Origin of the sequence: Nocardia sp. NPDC059154, from assembly GCF_042755705.1 — a bacterium.
Lineage (GTDB): Bacteria > Actinomycetota > Actinomycetes > Mycobacteriales > Mycobacteriaceae > Nocardia.
In genome coordinates, this window is record NZ_JBHZCS010000009.1 from 62,166 (window position 1) to 75,831 (window position 13,666).

Annotated in this window: 14 protein-coding genes; 5 read left to right on the forward strand and 9 right to left on the reverse strand. The window is 67.6% G+C overall.

Translation table 11 applies throughout. The features are described 5' to 3' along the window. Positions 1-86: 86 nt before the first annotated feature. From ACFXN1_RS10685 to ACFXN1_RS10695, 3 genes are all read right to left on the reverse strand, one after another. Positions 87-914 carry a helix-turn-helix transcriptional regulator gene (locus ACFXN1_RS10685; protein ID WP_379446701.1) on the reverse strand — a complete coding sequence of 276 codons (828 nt, stop codon included), beginning with the start codon at positions 912-914 and terminating at the stop codon, positions 87-89. 166 nt (positions 915-1,080) lie between these two features. Next, positions 1,081-2,220 (reverse strand): serine hydrolase domain-containing protein, encoded by a 1,140-nt coding sequence (locus ACFXN1_RS10690; RefSeq protein ID WP_379463548.1) that lies wholly within the window; start codon positions 2,218-2,220, stop codon positions 1,081-1,083. Beyond that, complete coding sequence (locus tag ACFXN1_RS10695; RefSeq protein ID WP_379446346.1) at positions 2,217-2,813, reverse strand: QsdR family transcriptional regulator; 597 nt, start codon at positions 2,811-2,813, stop codon at positions 2,217-2,219. Before ACFXN1_RS10695 ends, ACFXN1_RS10690 begins: the two co-directional genes overlap by 4 nt. A 234-nt stretch (positions 2,814-3,047) precedes the next feature. Here ACFXN1_RS10695 and ACFXN1_RS10700 point away from each other — a divergent pair, with 234 nt between their 5' ends. Continuing rightward, positions 3,048-3,797 (forward strand): SDR family oxidoreductase, encoded by a 750-nt coding sequence (locus ACFXN1_RS10700; protein ID WP_379446345.1) that lies wholly within the window; start codon positions 3,048-3,050, stop codon positions 3,795-3,797. 3 nt (positions 3,798-3,800) lie between these two features. On the opposite strand, the gene ACFXN1_RS10705 is transcribed toward ACFXN1_RS10700, so the two are convergent. Next, positions 3,801-4,157, reverse strand: a complete 357-nt coding sequence (locus ACFXN1_RS10705) for a hypothetical protein (RefSeq protein WP_379446344.1) — start codon at positions 4,155-4,157, stop codon at positions 3,801-3,803. A 200-nt stretch (positions 4,158-4,357) separates the two neighbouring features. Between ACFXN1_RS10705 and ACFXN1_RS10710 the strand changes: the two genes are divergently transcribed. Continuing rightward, complete coding sequence (locus ACFXN1_RS10710) at positions 4,358-4,777, forward strand: SRPBCC family protein (RefSeq protein ID WP_354847826.1); 420 nt, start codon at positions 4,358-4,360, stop codon at positions 4,775-4,777. On the opposite strand, the gene ACFXN1_RS10715 is transcribed toward ACFXN1_RS10710, so the two are convergent. The 3 genes from ACFXN1_RS10715 to ACFXN1_RS10725 form a co-directional block, all read right to left on the reverse strand. Further along, entirely contained in the window at positions 4,774-5,313 is a 540-nt protein-coding gene (locus tag ACFXN1_RS10715) for an NUDIX domain-containing protein (protein ID WP_379446343.1), read from the reverse strand. The two genes, ACFXN1_RS10710 and ACFXN1_RS10715, sit on opposite strands and share 4 nt — an antisense overlap. Positions 5,314-5,342: 29 nt before the next feature. Continuing rightward, positions 5,343-5,897 (reverse strand): NADAR family protein, encoded by a 555-nt coding sequence (locus ACFXN1_RS10720; RefSeq protein WP_379446342.1) that lies wholly within the window; start codon positions 5,895-5,897, stop codon positions 5,343-5,345. A gap of 114 nt (positions 5,898-6,011) precedes the next feature. Beyond that, positions 6,012-7,214, reverse strand: coding sequence for a hypothetical protein (locus ACFXN1_RS10725; RefSeq protein ID WP_379446341.1), 1,203 nt, complete (start codon positions 7,212-7,214; stop codon positions 6,012-6,014). Positions 7,215-7,381: 167 nt separating this feature from the next. On the opposite strand from ACFXN1_RS10725, the gene ACFXN1_RS10730 reads away from it, so the two are divergent. Next, positions 7,382-8,641, forward strand: a complete 1,260-nt coding sequence (locus ACFXN1_RS10730) for an FAD-dependent oxidoreductase (protein WP_379446340.1) — start codon at positions 7,382-7,384, stop codon at positions 8,639-8,641. A 122-nt stretch (positions 8,642-8,763) separates the two neighbouring features. Then, positions 8,764-9,582 (forward strand): SDR family NAD(P)-dependent oxidoreductase, encoded by an 819-nt coding sequence (locus ACFXN1_RS10735; RefSeq protein ID WP_379446339.1) that lies wholly within the window; start codon positions 8,764-8,766, stop codon positions 9,580-9,582. A gap of 132 nt (positions 9,583-9,714) precedes the next feature. On the opposite strand, the gene ACFXN1_RS10740 is transcribed toward ACFXN1_RS10735, so the two are convergent. Together ACFXN1_RS10740 and ACFXN1_RS10745 are read right to left on the reverse strand one after the other, a co-directional pair. Continuing rightward, complete coding sequence (locus ACFXN1_RS10740) at positions 9,715-10,131, reverse strand: cytochrome c oxidase subunit 4 (protein ID WP_354847810.1); 417 nt, start codon at positions 10,129-10,131, stop codon at positions 9,715-9,717. Between the two features lie 12 nt (positions 10,132-10,143). Further along, positions 10,144-11,262 carry a cytochrome c oxidase subunit II gene (locus ACFXN1_RS10745; protein WP_379402570.1) on the reverse strand — a complete coding sequence of 373 codons (1,119 nt, stop codon included), beginning with the start codon at positions 11,260-11,262 and terminating at the stop codon, positions 10,144-10,146. A 314-nt stretch (positions 11,263-11,576) separates the two neighbouring features. Here ACFXN1_RS10745 and asnB point away from each other — a divergent pair, with 314 nt between their 5' ends. Further along, positions 11,577-13,544, forward strand: coding sequence for an asparagine synthase (glutamine-hydrolyzing) (asnB, locus tag ACFXN1_RS10750; RefSeq protein WP_379446628.1), 1,968 nt, complete (start codon positions 11,577-11,579; stop codon positions 13,542-13,544). The last annotated feature ends 122 nt before the right edge of the window (positions 13,545-13,666 follow it).

Genomic DNA, 13,666 nt, shown 5'->3' on the forward strand with positions numbered 1-13,666 from the left:
TTGTTGGCCAACGTCTGTTGATTTACACGGTACGACCCGGTCGAAACCATGTCAACACTTGTTGGCCAACGATTGTTGGCAAACCTTCAGCGGTCGGTGGCAGCGGCCAGCGACTGGAAGACGGCGGCGGTCCGGGTGTGCGGCGTCGCGCAGTAGACGATGACCCGCTGATCGGTGTCGGAGATGTGCAGCACCTGGCAGTGGAAGTCCAGCGGCCCCAGCTCCGGATGACGGATGCGCTTGCGGTGGATCCGGCGCACCTCCACATCGTGGGCGGCCCACATGTCGGCGAACCGCTTCGACGTGCCGAGCAGTTCGGTGACCAGCACGGCCAGCGCCGGATGCCCCGGATACCGGGCATAGGCCGCCCGCAGATCGGCGATCAGGGCGCGGGCGAAGTCGCGGGTCTCGGCGTCGGCCCACTGCGGATGGTCGGCGGCCTCCCGGAACATCCACCGGATCATATTGCGCTCGTGCTCGGGCACCGTGTCGAGATCGCCGACGAAGGGCGTGGCCGCCCGGTTCCAGGCGAGCACCTCATAGGTCGCGTCCACCACATACGCCGGGGCCGCCAGATTGTCGAGGATGGACCGGACCGCCTGCGGCACGGTCTTGTGCGGCCCGGCCGTGACCGGCGGCGACTCCCCCGACATCCGAAACAGGTATTCCCGCTCGTCCACGGTGAGCATGAGCGCGCGGGCCAGCGCCGCCAGCACCTGCCGCGACGGCTTCGCGCCGCGGGCCTGCTCGATGCGGATGTAGTAATCCACCGAGATCCCGGCCAGCTGTGCCACTTCCTGACGGCGCAATCCCGGTGCACGGCGGTTGATTCCGTTCGGCAGCCCGACCTCACCGGGTGTCAGCCGATTGCGCCGGGCCCGCAGAAAAGCCGCGAGTTCGTTCCTGTCAGCCATGGCTCCAGTGTGGGCCGCTGTCTCGATTTTTGGGGAACGAGACGCTCCGTGGAACGCACCATAATGGCGCCGACGGCCATCCTGTTCGTCAGCGGGTGCAGATTCGGATACCGAACCCGGCTCTCGAGGAGCGGCGGCCGGGCTCGGTGCCAGGGTTACGGCGGGATCAGGCGTTGCTCACCTGATAAACCGTCCGCAGGTACGCCTCGCTTCGGGGTGAACCGATGAGGCCGGCGCCCATCTTGTTCATCGCGTAGGTGATGGTCATGCGACGGTCCAGATCCATCACGACCATCGAGCCGCCCCAGCCTCCCCAGAAGCAGATCCGTTCGTCGGGGATGTACGGGACGAGGCGCTTGTGCGGCAGGCCGTACCCGATGCCGAAGCGCAGCGGGACGCCCAGCACCAGGTCGGGTCCGTTGCTTTGTTCCTGGAAGATCAACTCGATCGTGGCCGGGGACAGCAAGGTGATGTCATCGACGGTTCCGCCGCGTGGAATGGCGGACATGATGCGAGCGAGCGAGCGTGCGTTGCCGTGGCCGTTGTAAGCGCCCAGGTCCGCGCGCCGCCACGGCGCAGTGTTCGCGGCGTCCGCGTCGAGCGGGGGTGTGCCGAGGGTTCTGCGCAGGAGGTTGTCCTGGGGCAGCGCGTTGAGTTCGAACGGAAGCGGCGGCGGGGCAACGACATCGGCGATGCGGGGCCAATCGGCTTCGCGCGCACCGATCTGGAAATCGGCGCCCAAGGGGCCGGCGATCTCCTCGGTGACGAACTGCGCGAGGGTCTTGCCGGTGACCCGGCGAACGACTTCTCCGAGCAACTGGCCGAAGTTCTGCGCGTGGTATCCCGACGCGGTTCCCGGTTCCCACCACGGCGCCTGCGCGGCCAGGTGCGAGCTGGCCGGCTCCCAGTCGTAGAGGTCGCCGAGGCCGAAGGGCGCCTCCCAGCCCGAGACACCGGAGGTGTGCGAGAGCAGGTGACGCAGTTCGATGTGCTCCTTGCCGTTGGCGGCGAATTCGGGCCAGTACGCCGCGACCGGTGCGCGCACGTCGAGCAGGCCGCGGTCCACCAGCATCAGCACTGCCAGGCTGGTGACCGTCTTGGTGCAGGACCATACGTTGGTGATGGTGTCTTTCTCCCAGGGCCGGGTTCGTTCGCTGTCGCAGTAACCGCCCCACAGGTCGACCACGATCTCGCCGTCGATGTCGATGACGATCGAGGCACCCAGCTCCTCGCCCGAGGCGATGTTCCGCTCGAAAGTTGTTCGTAGCTCATCGAATTGGGGGCGGCATTGCCCGGACACAGTCATGAGTGGATCCCTTTCGGTGTATAGGTCGGATCGCCCAACAGCGCCGCGACCGCGATGGCGGCCTTGGCTGCGTCGGGGTCGTCTCCGGTGATCAGGTCGGCGTAGATGAACGATTCGCCGATGCGTGCGATCAGGTAGGCCAGGTCGTGCGCGGACATCGGATGGATGAGGTGCCCGCGGTCCAGTTCCTGCTGCACCATGCGCTCGATGGCGTTGACGATTTCGTGCTGGACCGGGCTGTCCTTGGTGGTGAGCAGCCGCAGCGCTCGTTCGGGTTCGCGGCGCAGGAACGTCCGGAAGAACGGCGCGTCGATTAGCGCTTGCCCGAACATGCGCGTCACGTCCGCGATCCGGGCGACGCCGGTGCGTGTGGTCGCCGCCACCGCGGCGCGGTGAGTCGGTTCGGCCAGAGACCACAGGATCGTCGCGAGCAGCTGGTCCCGATTACCGACCCAGCGGAACAGTGTCGACCGGTCGACGCCCAGTTCGGCGGCGAGCTTCTGCATGTCCAGCCGGTCGCCGTCGAGGAATTTGCGCCGTGCGAGGGCGACCGCCTGATTGCCGAGAGCTTTGTTGTGACCGAGACCACTCATGAATGCAACATACTCACATCTGATGCAACGAATCAAGTATTTGTTGCGCGAGGAGAACATTCGCACCACGTGCCGGGTGGTCCGAAGCGGCCGGCCCGTGCTGGGCCCCGATACCAGGACACGCCTCCGCGTGGAATGCATCGAAGGAAACAGGAAGTCAAGCAATTGACCACCACCCCAACCTGGTACAACTTGGGCCTCCCACCGAAACCCCAGTGCGGCGATGCTTTTCGCATGACCAAAGCAGCATTCATCACCGGCGCCAACAAGGGCATCGGCTACGAGACCGCCCGGCAGCTGGCCGCGCGCGGCATGACCGTCCTGCTCGGCGCGCGAGATCCCGAACTCGGGCAGGCCGCCGCCGCCAAACTGCGGGCCGAGGGCGCGGACGCCCACTTCGTCCGGATCGACGTCGCCGACGAACAGTCCATCGCCGCGGCCGCCGCCCGGATCGAAGCGGACTTCGGCCGGCTCGACGTTCTCGTCAACAATGCCGCCATCAGCGGCGGCCTCGACGGTGACGGCAAGCCGTCGTCGGGCACCCTCGCCACCCTGCGGCACGTGTACGAGACCAATGTGTTCGGACTGGTCGCTGTCACCAATGCCCTGCTGCCGCTGCTGCGGCGCGCCGAGGCGGCCCGGATCGTCAACGTGTCCAGCGAGGTCGGCTCGCTGGCCGGGCGCACCGATCCGAACAGCCCCATGTCGCAAATGGTTTCGGCCATCCCGTACACCTCGTCCAAGACCGCCGTGAACATGGTGACGGTCCTGTACGCGCTCGAACTGAAGGACACCCCCATCAAGGTGAACGCCGCCAACCCCGGCTACACCGCGACGGATCTCAACGCCAACAGCGGTTTCCGCACCGCCGAACAGGGCGCCGAGCCCAGCGTCCACCTCGCGACGTTGCCCGCCGACGGCCCGACGGGAACGTTCTGGGGTCACATCTGGGGACAGGAGGAGTACGGCCGCATCGAATGGTGAGGCCTACCAGCTGCCGTTCGGCTGCGGGTCACCGCGGTGCCACATGTCGGGGCCGTCGCGCCGGCAGCGCTGCTGCCACCACTCGTGCTGCTGAATGCAGTGGTGGACGAACCACCAGTCACCCTGGTCGCGGGGTCCGTTCTGATCGCCGAATCCGCCTTGGCCACCGCCGGATCCGTCCTGACCGCCGTTCCCGTCCTGATCCTGGTCGCCATCGTGGTGGCGGGCCGCGGTGACGCCCGCCGCGGGCACAGCGTGGGCGCTCACCAGGGGTGCTGCGTGAGCGGTGGCCAGGCCGGTCGCCAGGGGAGCCGTGAGCAGGGCGACCACCATCAGTGCCGGCCGGAGTTTTCCGCGCATATCGATCACTCTTCGTATCGTCGTGTGCACCAATACGATCCATGATCAATCCCCCGGCCCTTCGATGCATGGACCGCGACGCCGATTGAACGCCATTCCCGGCACGGCGCAAGGGCGATCGCGCTTCACCTTCAGCGGATCTTCAGGTTTCGAATGTGATAAACCGTCTATCCGACTGAACTTCGATCGAGGACGAGATCATGTGGGAGTACGAACACAGCGCCGAGACCACCGTGCCCCGGGAGGCGCTGTGGCGCAGCTGGTCCGACCCGAGCCGCTGGCCCGAGTGGAATCCCGGCATCGAAACCTTCGAGCTGGACGGGCCTTTCGCGCCCGGCACCACCTTCCGCATGACCTCGCCGGACGGTGACACCGTGGAGCTGCGCTTCGTGGAGATCGTCGACGGCGAACTCTGGAGCGACGTCTTCCTGGGCGAGGGCTTCGAGGTGCTGACCCAGCATCGCCTCGACGCCCTGCCCTCCGGCGCCACCCGCGTCGTCTACCGCACCGAGATCACCGGCCCCGCCGCCGCCACCCTCGGCCCCGAGATCGGCCCCCAGATCACCGCCGATTTCCCCGAGGTCGTCGCGGGCCTCATCGAGCACGCCGACCGGGGCTAGCTGTACTGCCCGCCGCGCCTTTCGTGCAGCAACAGCAGGGAATACGCGGCCACACTCTGGGCATCCACGATCGCGCCCGCCAGGATCATGGCCTCCACCTCGTCCCGGGTGAACCAGGCGGACTCCATGTCCATCTCGGAGGGCTCCCGCTCGTGCGGCCCCGCCGTCAGCTCGGTGGCCAGCACCACGGTCCCGTAGTGCGTGCTGGTGGCCGGGGCGGGCGCCACCTTCCCCAGCGCCGTCAGCCGGCCGGCCCGCAACCCCGTCTCCTCCCGCAGCTCCTGCCGAGCCACCGCGATCGGATCGCTCTCCCCCGCCACCGCCCCGCCCGGGAACTCCCAGCACCTGCGCCCCAGCGGATACCGATACTGCTCGACCAGGTGGAATCGCTCGCCATCCCACGGAATCACGATCGCGAAATCCGCCTTCCGGATGTAGGCGTACACCGACTCCTCCCCGTCGGCCTGCCGAACCACGTCCTCTCGCAGCGTGATCCACCGATTCGCGTACACCTCACGACTCCGCAGCATGTCCATCCCCCGATCCTCCCCCACCGCGGGGCGGGTCAGGACTGGCGGGCCGGGGCCAGGGCGTCCCGGGCGTCCATGAGGGCGAAGCCCAGCAGGTTCTCGCCGCGCCAGCGCGCCGGGTCGGCGGCGGAGGGGTTGTCGGCACCCAGGCCGATGCCCCAGATGGTGTCGCGGGGAGCGGCTTCGACGAGCACCTTGCCGGCGGTGGCGAGCAGGAAGTCGCGGAGCTGGTCGTGCTGGCCGAATTTGGCGATGCTGGCGCGGAGCACGATGTCGAAGCGGTGGGCTTCCCAGGTGTCCTGGTCGAAGCCGGAGATGGCGCGCCCCATGCGCTTGGCGTCGGCGGGGGTGTCGCTGGACAGGATGCGGGTGCGCATGTCCTCGTCGCCGAACAGGCGGGCCTTCTCGGCCATCATGAAATGCTCTGCGCTGCCGTAGTTCTGGCCGTCGATGCTGAATTCGACCGGCCACCACTGGCTGAGCACCCACTTGCCGACCTCGTGGCCGGGGGTGCGGGTGTGCCCCCAGAAGAAGAGGAACTCCGGTCTCGCCCCGTCGGCCATGTCCGCTGTCAGCTGCGCCCTGTCCACGCCGCGACCCTAGCCGACCGAGGCGACAGAATCGTGCGGATATCGCGCCACACCGACGGCGCGCCGCCGCACCGACGTGGTTGCAGGGCACCGAGTTGGTCGCAGGGCACACAGTCAGCTGGCGAGTGTGCGCAGGCGGTTCATGATCTCGGCGGGCGGATGGTCGTGCACGCGATAGCGCGGCGGGTCGTACTCGGCGGCGAGTTCCAGTGCCACCAGCCCGGACACGTCCTCCCAGGCGACGCGGAAGACATCGCCGTCGCCGGTGACGAAGCAGATGAAGTCGGCGGCGGGCAGCAGATTTGTGACCCCGTCGGTCCAGGAGGTCATGGTGTACTCGCTGCCGTCGGGCGCCCGCACGTGCAGCAGTTCCATGATCGCGCCCTCGCGCTCCGCCTCGGCGCGCAGCCGCTCGGTCTGCGCGTGATACGCCGCCACCGCGAGCTGCGCCTGCGCGCGGCGGATGAGCCCGTAAACCGGATGATCCGCGGCCACCTCGAACGGAACCACGTCGCCGTTGTCGTCGACGGTGTACGGAACCGCGGACAGCGGTCGCAGCGCCCCCTCGAGCCGCTCCGCCGCCAGCGCCAGCAGTTGCGGCAGGGCGGTGGGCGTCGCGTCCAGCACGACCAGCATGCCCAGGTGCCCGGGTAGGAAAAGCAGTGGGCGCGTGGCGGTTCGGGCCCGCACGCCCTCGAGCCACCCGGCCACCAGCGGCAGCGAACCGACATAGCTCTCGCCGTCGTCGTCGACGAAGTCCATCACCCGCATCCCCTGCGGCGGTTCGAGGGCCTCCAGCGTGTTCATGGCCAGCTCGGTGAGATTGGCGTGCGCGACGGCGTAGACCTGCTCGGCGTCCACGCCCCAGCTCGACAGTTCCTGCTTCGTCACGAATTGCACGGTGCTGGGCAGATCGATGACCACCATCTCGATCAGGAACGGCAGCGCCGGACGCGAGAGCACCAGGTCCCGCCCCTCCAGCTCACCGACCCGGATCGTGCCCGACCCGTACCCGGCCCGCCGCAGCACCGGTCGCAGCCTGGGCGCCACCTGCTCCCAGCCCTGCGGCGCCTCCGGCGGCAGGATGAGGCTGTCGACGGCCTGGAACAGCCCGGCGGTGATCTTCCCGTCGAACCGGCGGTACAGCGTGCCCAGGTTCATCTTGGCGACGTACCCGTTCTTCAGCCGGTAGCCGATCTCGAACGCCTCGGTATCGAAGTGCGCCGTCTCCACGGCCTCGTAGCCGAGCACCTGTTCCAAAACCTTCTTGCCGAACCGATTTCGTGGCGAACCGAACACCCCGCCCAGGAAACTCATGGCCCGGACTCTACGCGCGAGGGGCGACAAACGCTGCCCGCAAACCCGCAGGGAACCTGTGTCCCACAACCTAAAACGCGCTGTTCACGGCGTGTCCGCGCAGTGCTCACTAGGACGCCCGTCCAAGGACGAGCACAATGCGCGTGACTATGGTTAGCTGTAGCGCCATGAGCACGCCCGTCTCCACCCACCCCGACGAATTTCTGCCCCGCGATACCGCGGATGTGGTTCGGACCGTTCGGGATTCACGTCGTTCGACGAAACCGCTGATCATCCGGGGTGGGGAACGGCCGGAGGACGAGCTCGCGCTGCCCGATCAGGGCAGCGTGCTGAGCCTGCGGAAGATGAACCGGGTCCAGGTGGTGGACGCCGACGCCAGGACGGTGCGGGTGCAGGCGGGGGCGCGCCTCTACGACATCGACCGGACGCTGGGCGCGCACGGGCTCGGGCTGCCCGTGGTCGGCGACCATCGGGACATCACGGCGGGCGGATTCGCGGCAGTGGGCGGGCTGTCGGCGGCGTCGCATCGCTTCGGCATGTTCAGCGACAATGTGGTCGAGCTCGAATACGTCGATCAGGACGGGCGATTCGGCACCTGCGGGCGCACCCATCACGCGGAGCGGTTCCGCCGGATCCTGGGCGGCGGCGGGCGCACCGGGATCATCACCGCGCTGACGCTCGAGGTCACCAGTGTGGACAAGGACCGCACCTGGCTCACCACCGACGCACACCGGTTCCTGGACTTCGACACCTGGGTGGAGCACTCCTATCGCGAGATCCAGTCGCCGGGTGACGCCATGCTGCAGGTGGGCCGCTGGGTGGACACCGCGCCCCTGAAAGTTGCCCGGCCGGTCGGTACCGGCACCGTGCAGCTGGGCACCGTGCGCTTCGGCCAGTGGTCGAGCCTGCACCCCACCACCCCCAACCTCTCGCTGCGCGCCCGCCGCGAGGTCGGCGCGCGCGCCCGAAAGTCGCTGGGCGCCATCGCCGCATCCGCGGGCGGCCGCGCCGGTATGCCGGTCCGCAATGCCGCCGCCGGCGCGCTCATGTTCGCTCCGAAGGTGCTGACCCTGCGCGACGCCGAGTACCTGGCCGACACCGTCATCAGCTCCTCCGAGCGCGGACCGGCGTACCGCGTCTCGGTTTTCGCGCCCCTGTCCTCCTACGCCCGGGTCTTCCACGGCCTGCACGACCTGTTCGCCGGGCACCGCGAACGCACCGGCTGCTTCACCGTCATCTCGGCCATGACCTATGGCGTACGGTCTCGCTACCTGCGCGAACTCGACAACGAGGACCACGGCTTCATCACCTTCACCTGCCGGTTGCGGCCGGCGGCATTGCCCTCGGAACTGTTGCGGGACATCGTGTCCGCAATCGACGAGATCTGTCTCGCCGAACGCGCCCGGCGTTATGACCCGACCGAATAGAATGTGTTCCGCCGCACTGCCAGCTATCGATTAGCAGCCGGGCGGGGCGGCGGTATCGGCACTGTCGGCGGGGTGTCGGTGCATGGTTCATGCTCAATCCTCAGATGAAGGTTGCCTGTCCCATGATCGAATTCCGTGCTGCCCGCCGTCCCCGCACCGCCGGACACCTTGCGGGGGAACGCCCCATCGCGGGCAAACGAATCGTCGTCACCGACGCCTGCTCCGAGATCGGCCGAGAGACCGTGCGACTACTGGGTTTTCACGGTGCCGAGGTAATCCTGGTGGCGCGCAACGGCTCTCAGCTGGTCGAGGAGTGCGCCACCATCATCGAGGCCGGGGGCCGCGCCCACTGGTTCCGCTGCGACATCTCCGCCCTCGGCGATGTCGATCAGCTGGTCGAGTGGCTGCTCACCGAGTTCGACACCGTCGACGTCCTGGTCAACAACACCGGCCGCCCCACCCGCCGCCCGGTGCTGCAATCCTTGGACCGCTTCCGCGACTACCAGCGCATGATGGCCGCCTACTACTTCGGACCCCTGCGCCTGACCCTCGGCCTGCTGCCCGCCATGCTGGCCGGCGGCTCCGGCCACGTGGTGAATGTCGGCCCCTGGAGCGCCGACACCGGCGCCGCCCCCAATTTCGCCTCCTACGCCAGCGCCCAGGCCGCCTGGACCACCTTCGGCCAATGCGCCGACGCCGAACTCTCCCCCCGCGGCATCCACGTCACCACGGTCCGGTACCCCGCCTTCACGCTCGACTCCGGCTCCCCCGCCCACCTCCCCCAGAACCCCGCCCTGGACCCCGCCGAGGCCGCCCGCTGGATCGAAACCGCCATCCGCACCCGCCCGCCGCAAATCCAGCCCCGCTTCCCCCGAGCCCTCCTGGGCCTGACCTCCATGTCCCCGCGGACCACCCGCCTCAAGCACGCCCTGGGTATCTGAGCTCGACCGAAAGTCTCTCGGACTCACACCCCGCGAGCCCGAAACCCGTTCGCCCCCGGTCACATTCCCAACCCATGTGCGAACAGCAAAGCGCCCCACCCGGATTCCGAGTGGGGCGCTTCGTGAGCTACGTCAGTGCTTTTCCGGGCCGAGGTGGTACTCGAACACCAGGCCGCCGGCGGCGACCAGGATGCAGATCACGCCGAGGCCGATCAGCCAGAACTGGAAGAACGCGAAGCCGAGGGCGGCGATGGAGCCCGCACCGGCCAGCAGGATGGGCCAGAACGAGCCGGGCGAGAAGAAGCCCAGGTCGCCGGCGCCGTCGACGATCTCCGCCTCTTCGTAGTCCTCGGGACGCAGGTCCAGACGACGGGCGACGAAGCGGAAGTAGGTGGCCACGATCAGGGCCAGGCCCGCCGACAGCACGATGGCGGTGGTACCCGCCCACTCGACGCCGGTGCGCGAGCGGCCGGTGAAGTAGCCGTACACGACGGCCACGATCACGAAGAACACCGTGATCAGTTCGAAGATGCGAGCTTCGACCTTCATGTCAGTTCATCCTCACTTGGCGTCGGCGAGTTCGTTACCGCGCGCCTTGCGGTCGGTGTTGAACGGCTTGGTGGAGGTCGCCACCGGCGACTGACCGATGCTGGCCAGCGCCTCGGCGTTGGTCTTGTGGTCCTTGATCCGCGCGTCCATGTACTTCTGGAAGTCCGCCGGGGACACCACGCGGATCTCGAAGTTCATCATCGAGTGGAAGGTGCCGCACATCTCGGCGCACCGGCCGACGAACGCGCCTTCCTTCTCGATCTTGGTGATCTGGAAGACGTTGTCCGAGTTGTTCTGCTTCGGGTTCGGCATCACGTCGCGCTTGAACAGGAACTCCGGCACCCAGAACGAGTGGATGACGTCCGCGGCGGCCAGCTGGAACTCGATGTTCTTGCCGGACGGCAGGACCAGCACCGGAACCTCGTTGGAGGTGCCGACGGTCTCGACCTTGTCGTAGTGCAGGTACGAGATGTCGTTCGCGGGCAGGCCGTTGTTCGGGCCCGGCTGCGGGTGGCCATCCTTGGTCGCTTCCTTGTAGCGGTCCTTGATGTCCTGGTTCATGTCCTGGCGCTCGGTGTCGACGCCGTCGTAGACCGGGCTGCCGTCCTTGAGGTCGACCTTCTGGTAACCGAACTTCCAGTTCCACTGGAACGCGGTCACGTCGACCACGACGTCCGGGTTACCGACCTTCTCGTGGACGTAGTTCTGCACCACCACGGTGAAGTAGAACAGCACGGCGATGATCACGAACGGAATCGCCGTGTAGCTCAGCTCCAGCGGCACGTTGTAACCGGTCTGCCGCGGGAACTCCGGGGAGTTCGGCTTCTTGCGGTGGAACGCGATGGTCCAGAAGGTCAGGCCCCACACCAGCACGCCCATCGCGAGGGCGGCGAGCACGGACCAGGTCCACAGCTCGCGCATGCGGGTGGCCTGCGGCGTGATGCCCGAAGGCCAGCCGAACCGAAGCCACGGGTTGTCGATCGAGCAGCCGGAGACGAGCATCGCGGTCATCCCCAAGGACACCGCCAGCCCGGCCCGCCGAAGGATGCGGCCCCGCCGACCCCGGGCGGGTCGTGCCCCTATCGCCTCGCTCGCCTTGTGCGCCACGCTCAACGCCTTCCTGGTCGTCATTCCGACACCGCGTCGCCCGGACTCCCTTCCGCCGGGCGACACATTTTCAGCACAGTTCTGGACCTCGGGGAGGATACGCGCGAACGCGCAACCGACCCTGAGAGTTTCCCAAGTACTACGCAGCGTAGACCAAAGAACGCCCCCCGTTGTGACTGGGTCCCTTTCGACACTCCGGAAACCTCATATGCAGTGGATACGGCCTCTGGCGGCGGGATCTGCCCGGGTACGGCATACTCGGGCAGTAGGTTTCGCGTCCAGCGTGCCCGTACGGGTACGCCCCAATCCCTAGACCCCGGAAAGAGGTTCTCGGCGCAGTGTGTGGTCTGCTCGGATTTCTGACAGCTACAACGGCTACTACTCCGGATGGGCGGACGGTCGAAACCACCGCGGCACAGGTGTACGAGGCCCTGCACTGCCAGCGCCATCGTGGCCCCGACGAGCGCGGCACCTGGAACGACGACCGCATGATCTTCGGCTTCAACCGCCTGTCGATCATCGATATCGAGCACTCGCACCAGCCGCTGCGCTGGGGTCCGCCGGAGAACCCCGAGCGGTACGCCATGACCTTCAATGGCGAGATCTACAACTATCTCGAGCTGCGCGCCGAGCTGAAGGAGGCGCACGAGGCGGAGTTCGGCGATGAGCCGATGTTCCGCACCGAGGGCGACGGTGAGGCCATCATGGCCGCCTTCCACTACTGGGGCGCCAAGGCCCCGAGCCGGCTGCGCGGCATGTTCGCCTTCGCGATCTGGGACACGCAGCTGAACAAGCTGTTCCTGGCGCGCGACCCGTTCGGCATCAAGCCGCTGTTCATCGCCACCGGCGCCGGCGGCACCGCCTTCTCCAGCGAGAAGAAGAGCCTGCTGGGTCTGCTTCCGGCGCTGGAGCTTTCCGACGACCTGGACCCGCGCGCGCTCGAGCACTACACGGTGCTGCAGTACGTGCCCGAGGCCGAGACCCTGCACAAGGACGTCCGCCGCCTCGAATCCGGTTGCTACGCCTGGGTCGAGCCGGGCGAGACCCCGCGGGTGACCCGCTACTTCAACCCGCAGTTCCGGGTGCAGAAGTTCGCGGCGGGCTCGGAGGCCAAGCGGTACCGGGAAATCGCGGAGGCACTCGAGGACTCCGTCGCCAAGCACATGCGCGCGGACGTCACCGTCGGCGCGTTCCTGTCCGGCGGCATCGACTCCACCGCCATTGCGGCGCTGGCCATTCGGCACAACCCGAACCTGCTGACCTTCACCTCGGCGTTCGAGCGGCAGGGCTACTCCGAGGCCGACGTGGCGGCCGAGACCGCCGAGGCCATCGGCGCCAAGCACTACATCCGCATGGTCTCCCCCGAGGAGTACGCTGCCGCCATTCCCGAGATCGTCTGGTACCTGGACGAGCCCGTGGCCGACCCGGCGCTGGTGCCGCTGTACTTCGTGGCCAAGGAGGCCCGCAAGCACGTCAAGGTGGTGCTGTCGGGCGAGGGTTCCGACGAGCTGTTCGGCGGCTACACCATCTACCGGGAACCGCTGTCGCTCAAGCCCTTCGAATTCCTGCCCAAGCCGCTGCGCAAGCTGGCGGGCAGGCTGTCGGACCGGATTCCGGAGGGCACCCGCGGCAAGAGCCTGCTGCACCGCGGCTCGCTCACCCTGGAAGAGCGCTACTACGGCAACGCCCGCAGCTTCAACGACGCCCAATTGCGTTCGGTGCTGCGGGAATTCCACCCCGAGTGGACCCACCAGGACGTGACCGCCCCCATCTACGCCATGCAGGGCTACCACTGGGATCCGGTGGCGCGCATGCAGCACCTGGACCTGTTCACCTGGCTGCGCGGCGACATCCTGGTCAAGGCCGACAAGATGACCATGGCCAACTCCCTGGAACTGCGCGTCCCCTTCCTGGACCCCGAGGTCTTCAAGGTCGCCGAGAAGATCCCGGTCGACCAGAAGATCACCAAGGAAACCACCAAATACGCCCTGCGCCAGGCGCTCACGGACATCGTGCCCCCGCACGTCCTCAACCGCGCCAAGCTCGGCTTCCCGGTCCCCCTGCGCCACTGGCTGCGCGGCCCGGAGCTCTACGACTGGGCCCGCGCCCAGATCACCGAGTCCGGCACCGACCACCTGCTCAACAAGCAGGCCATCCTGGCCATGCTGGAGGCCCACCGCACCGGCCCGGTCGACCACAGCCGCCGCCTCTGGACCTTGATCGTCTTCATGATCTGGCACGGCATCTTCGTCGAGAACCGCATCAAGCCCGAGATCCAGGAACCGACCTACCCGGTCAACCTGTAGTCGTCCTCCGTGAAGGGCCGGGGACCCCTCCCGGGGGTGGGCCCCCCACACTCCTCCCCCTCCGGTGAGGGGGGGGTTCCCCGCAGTAGAGGGCGTTGAAGGAAACTCCCTTCCCCACGTCT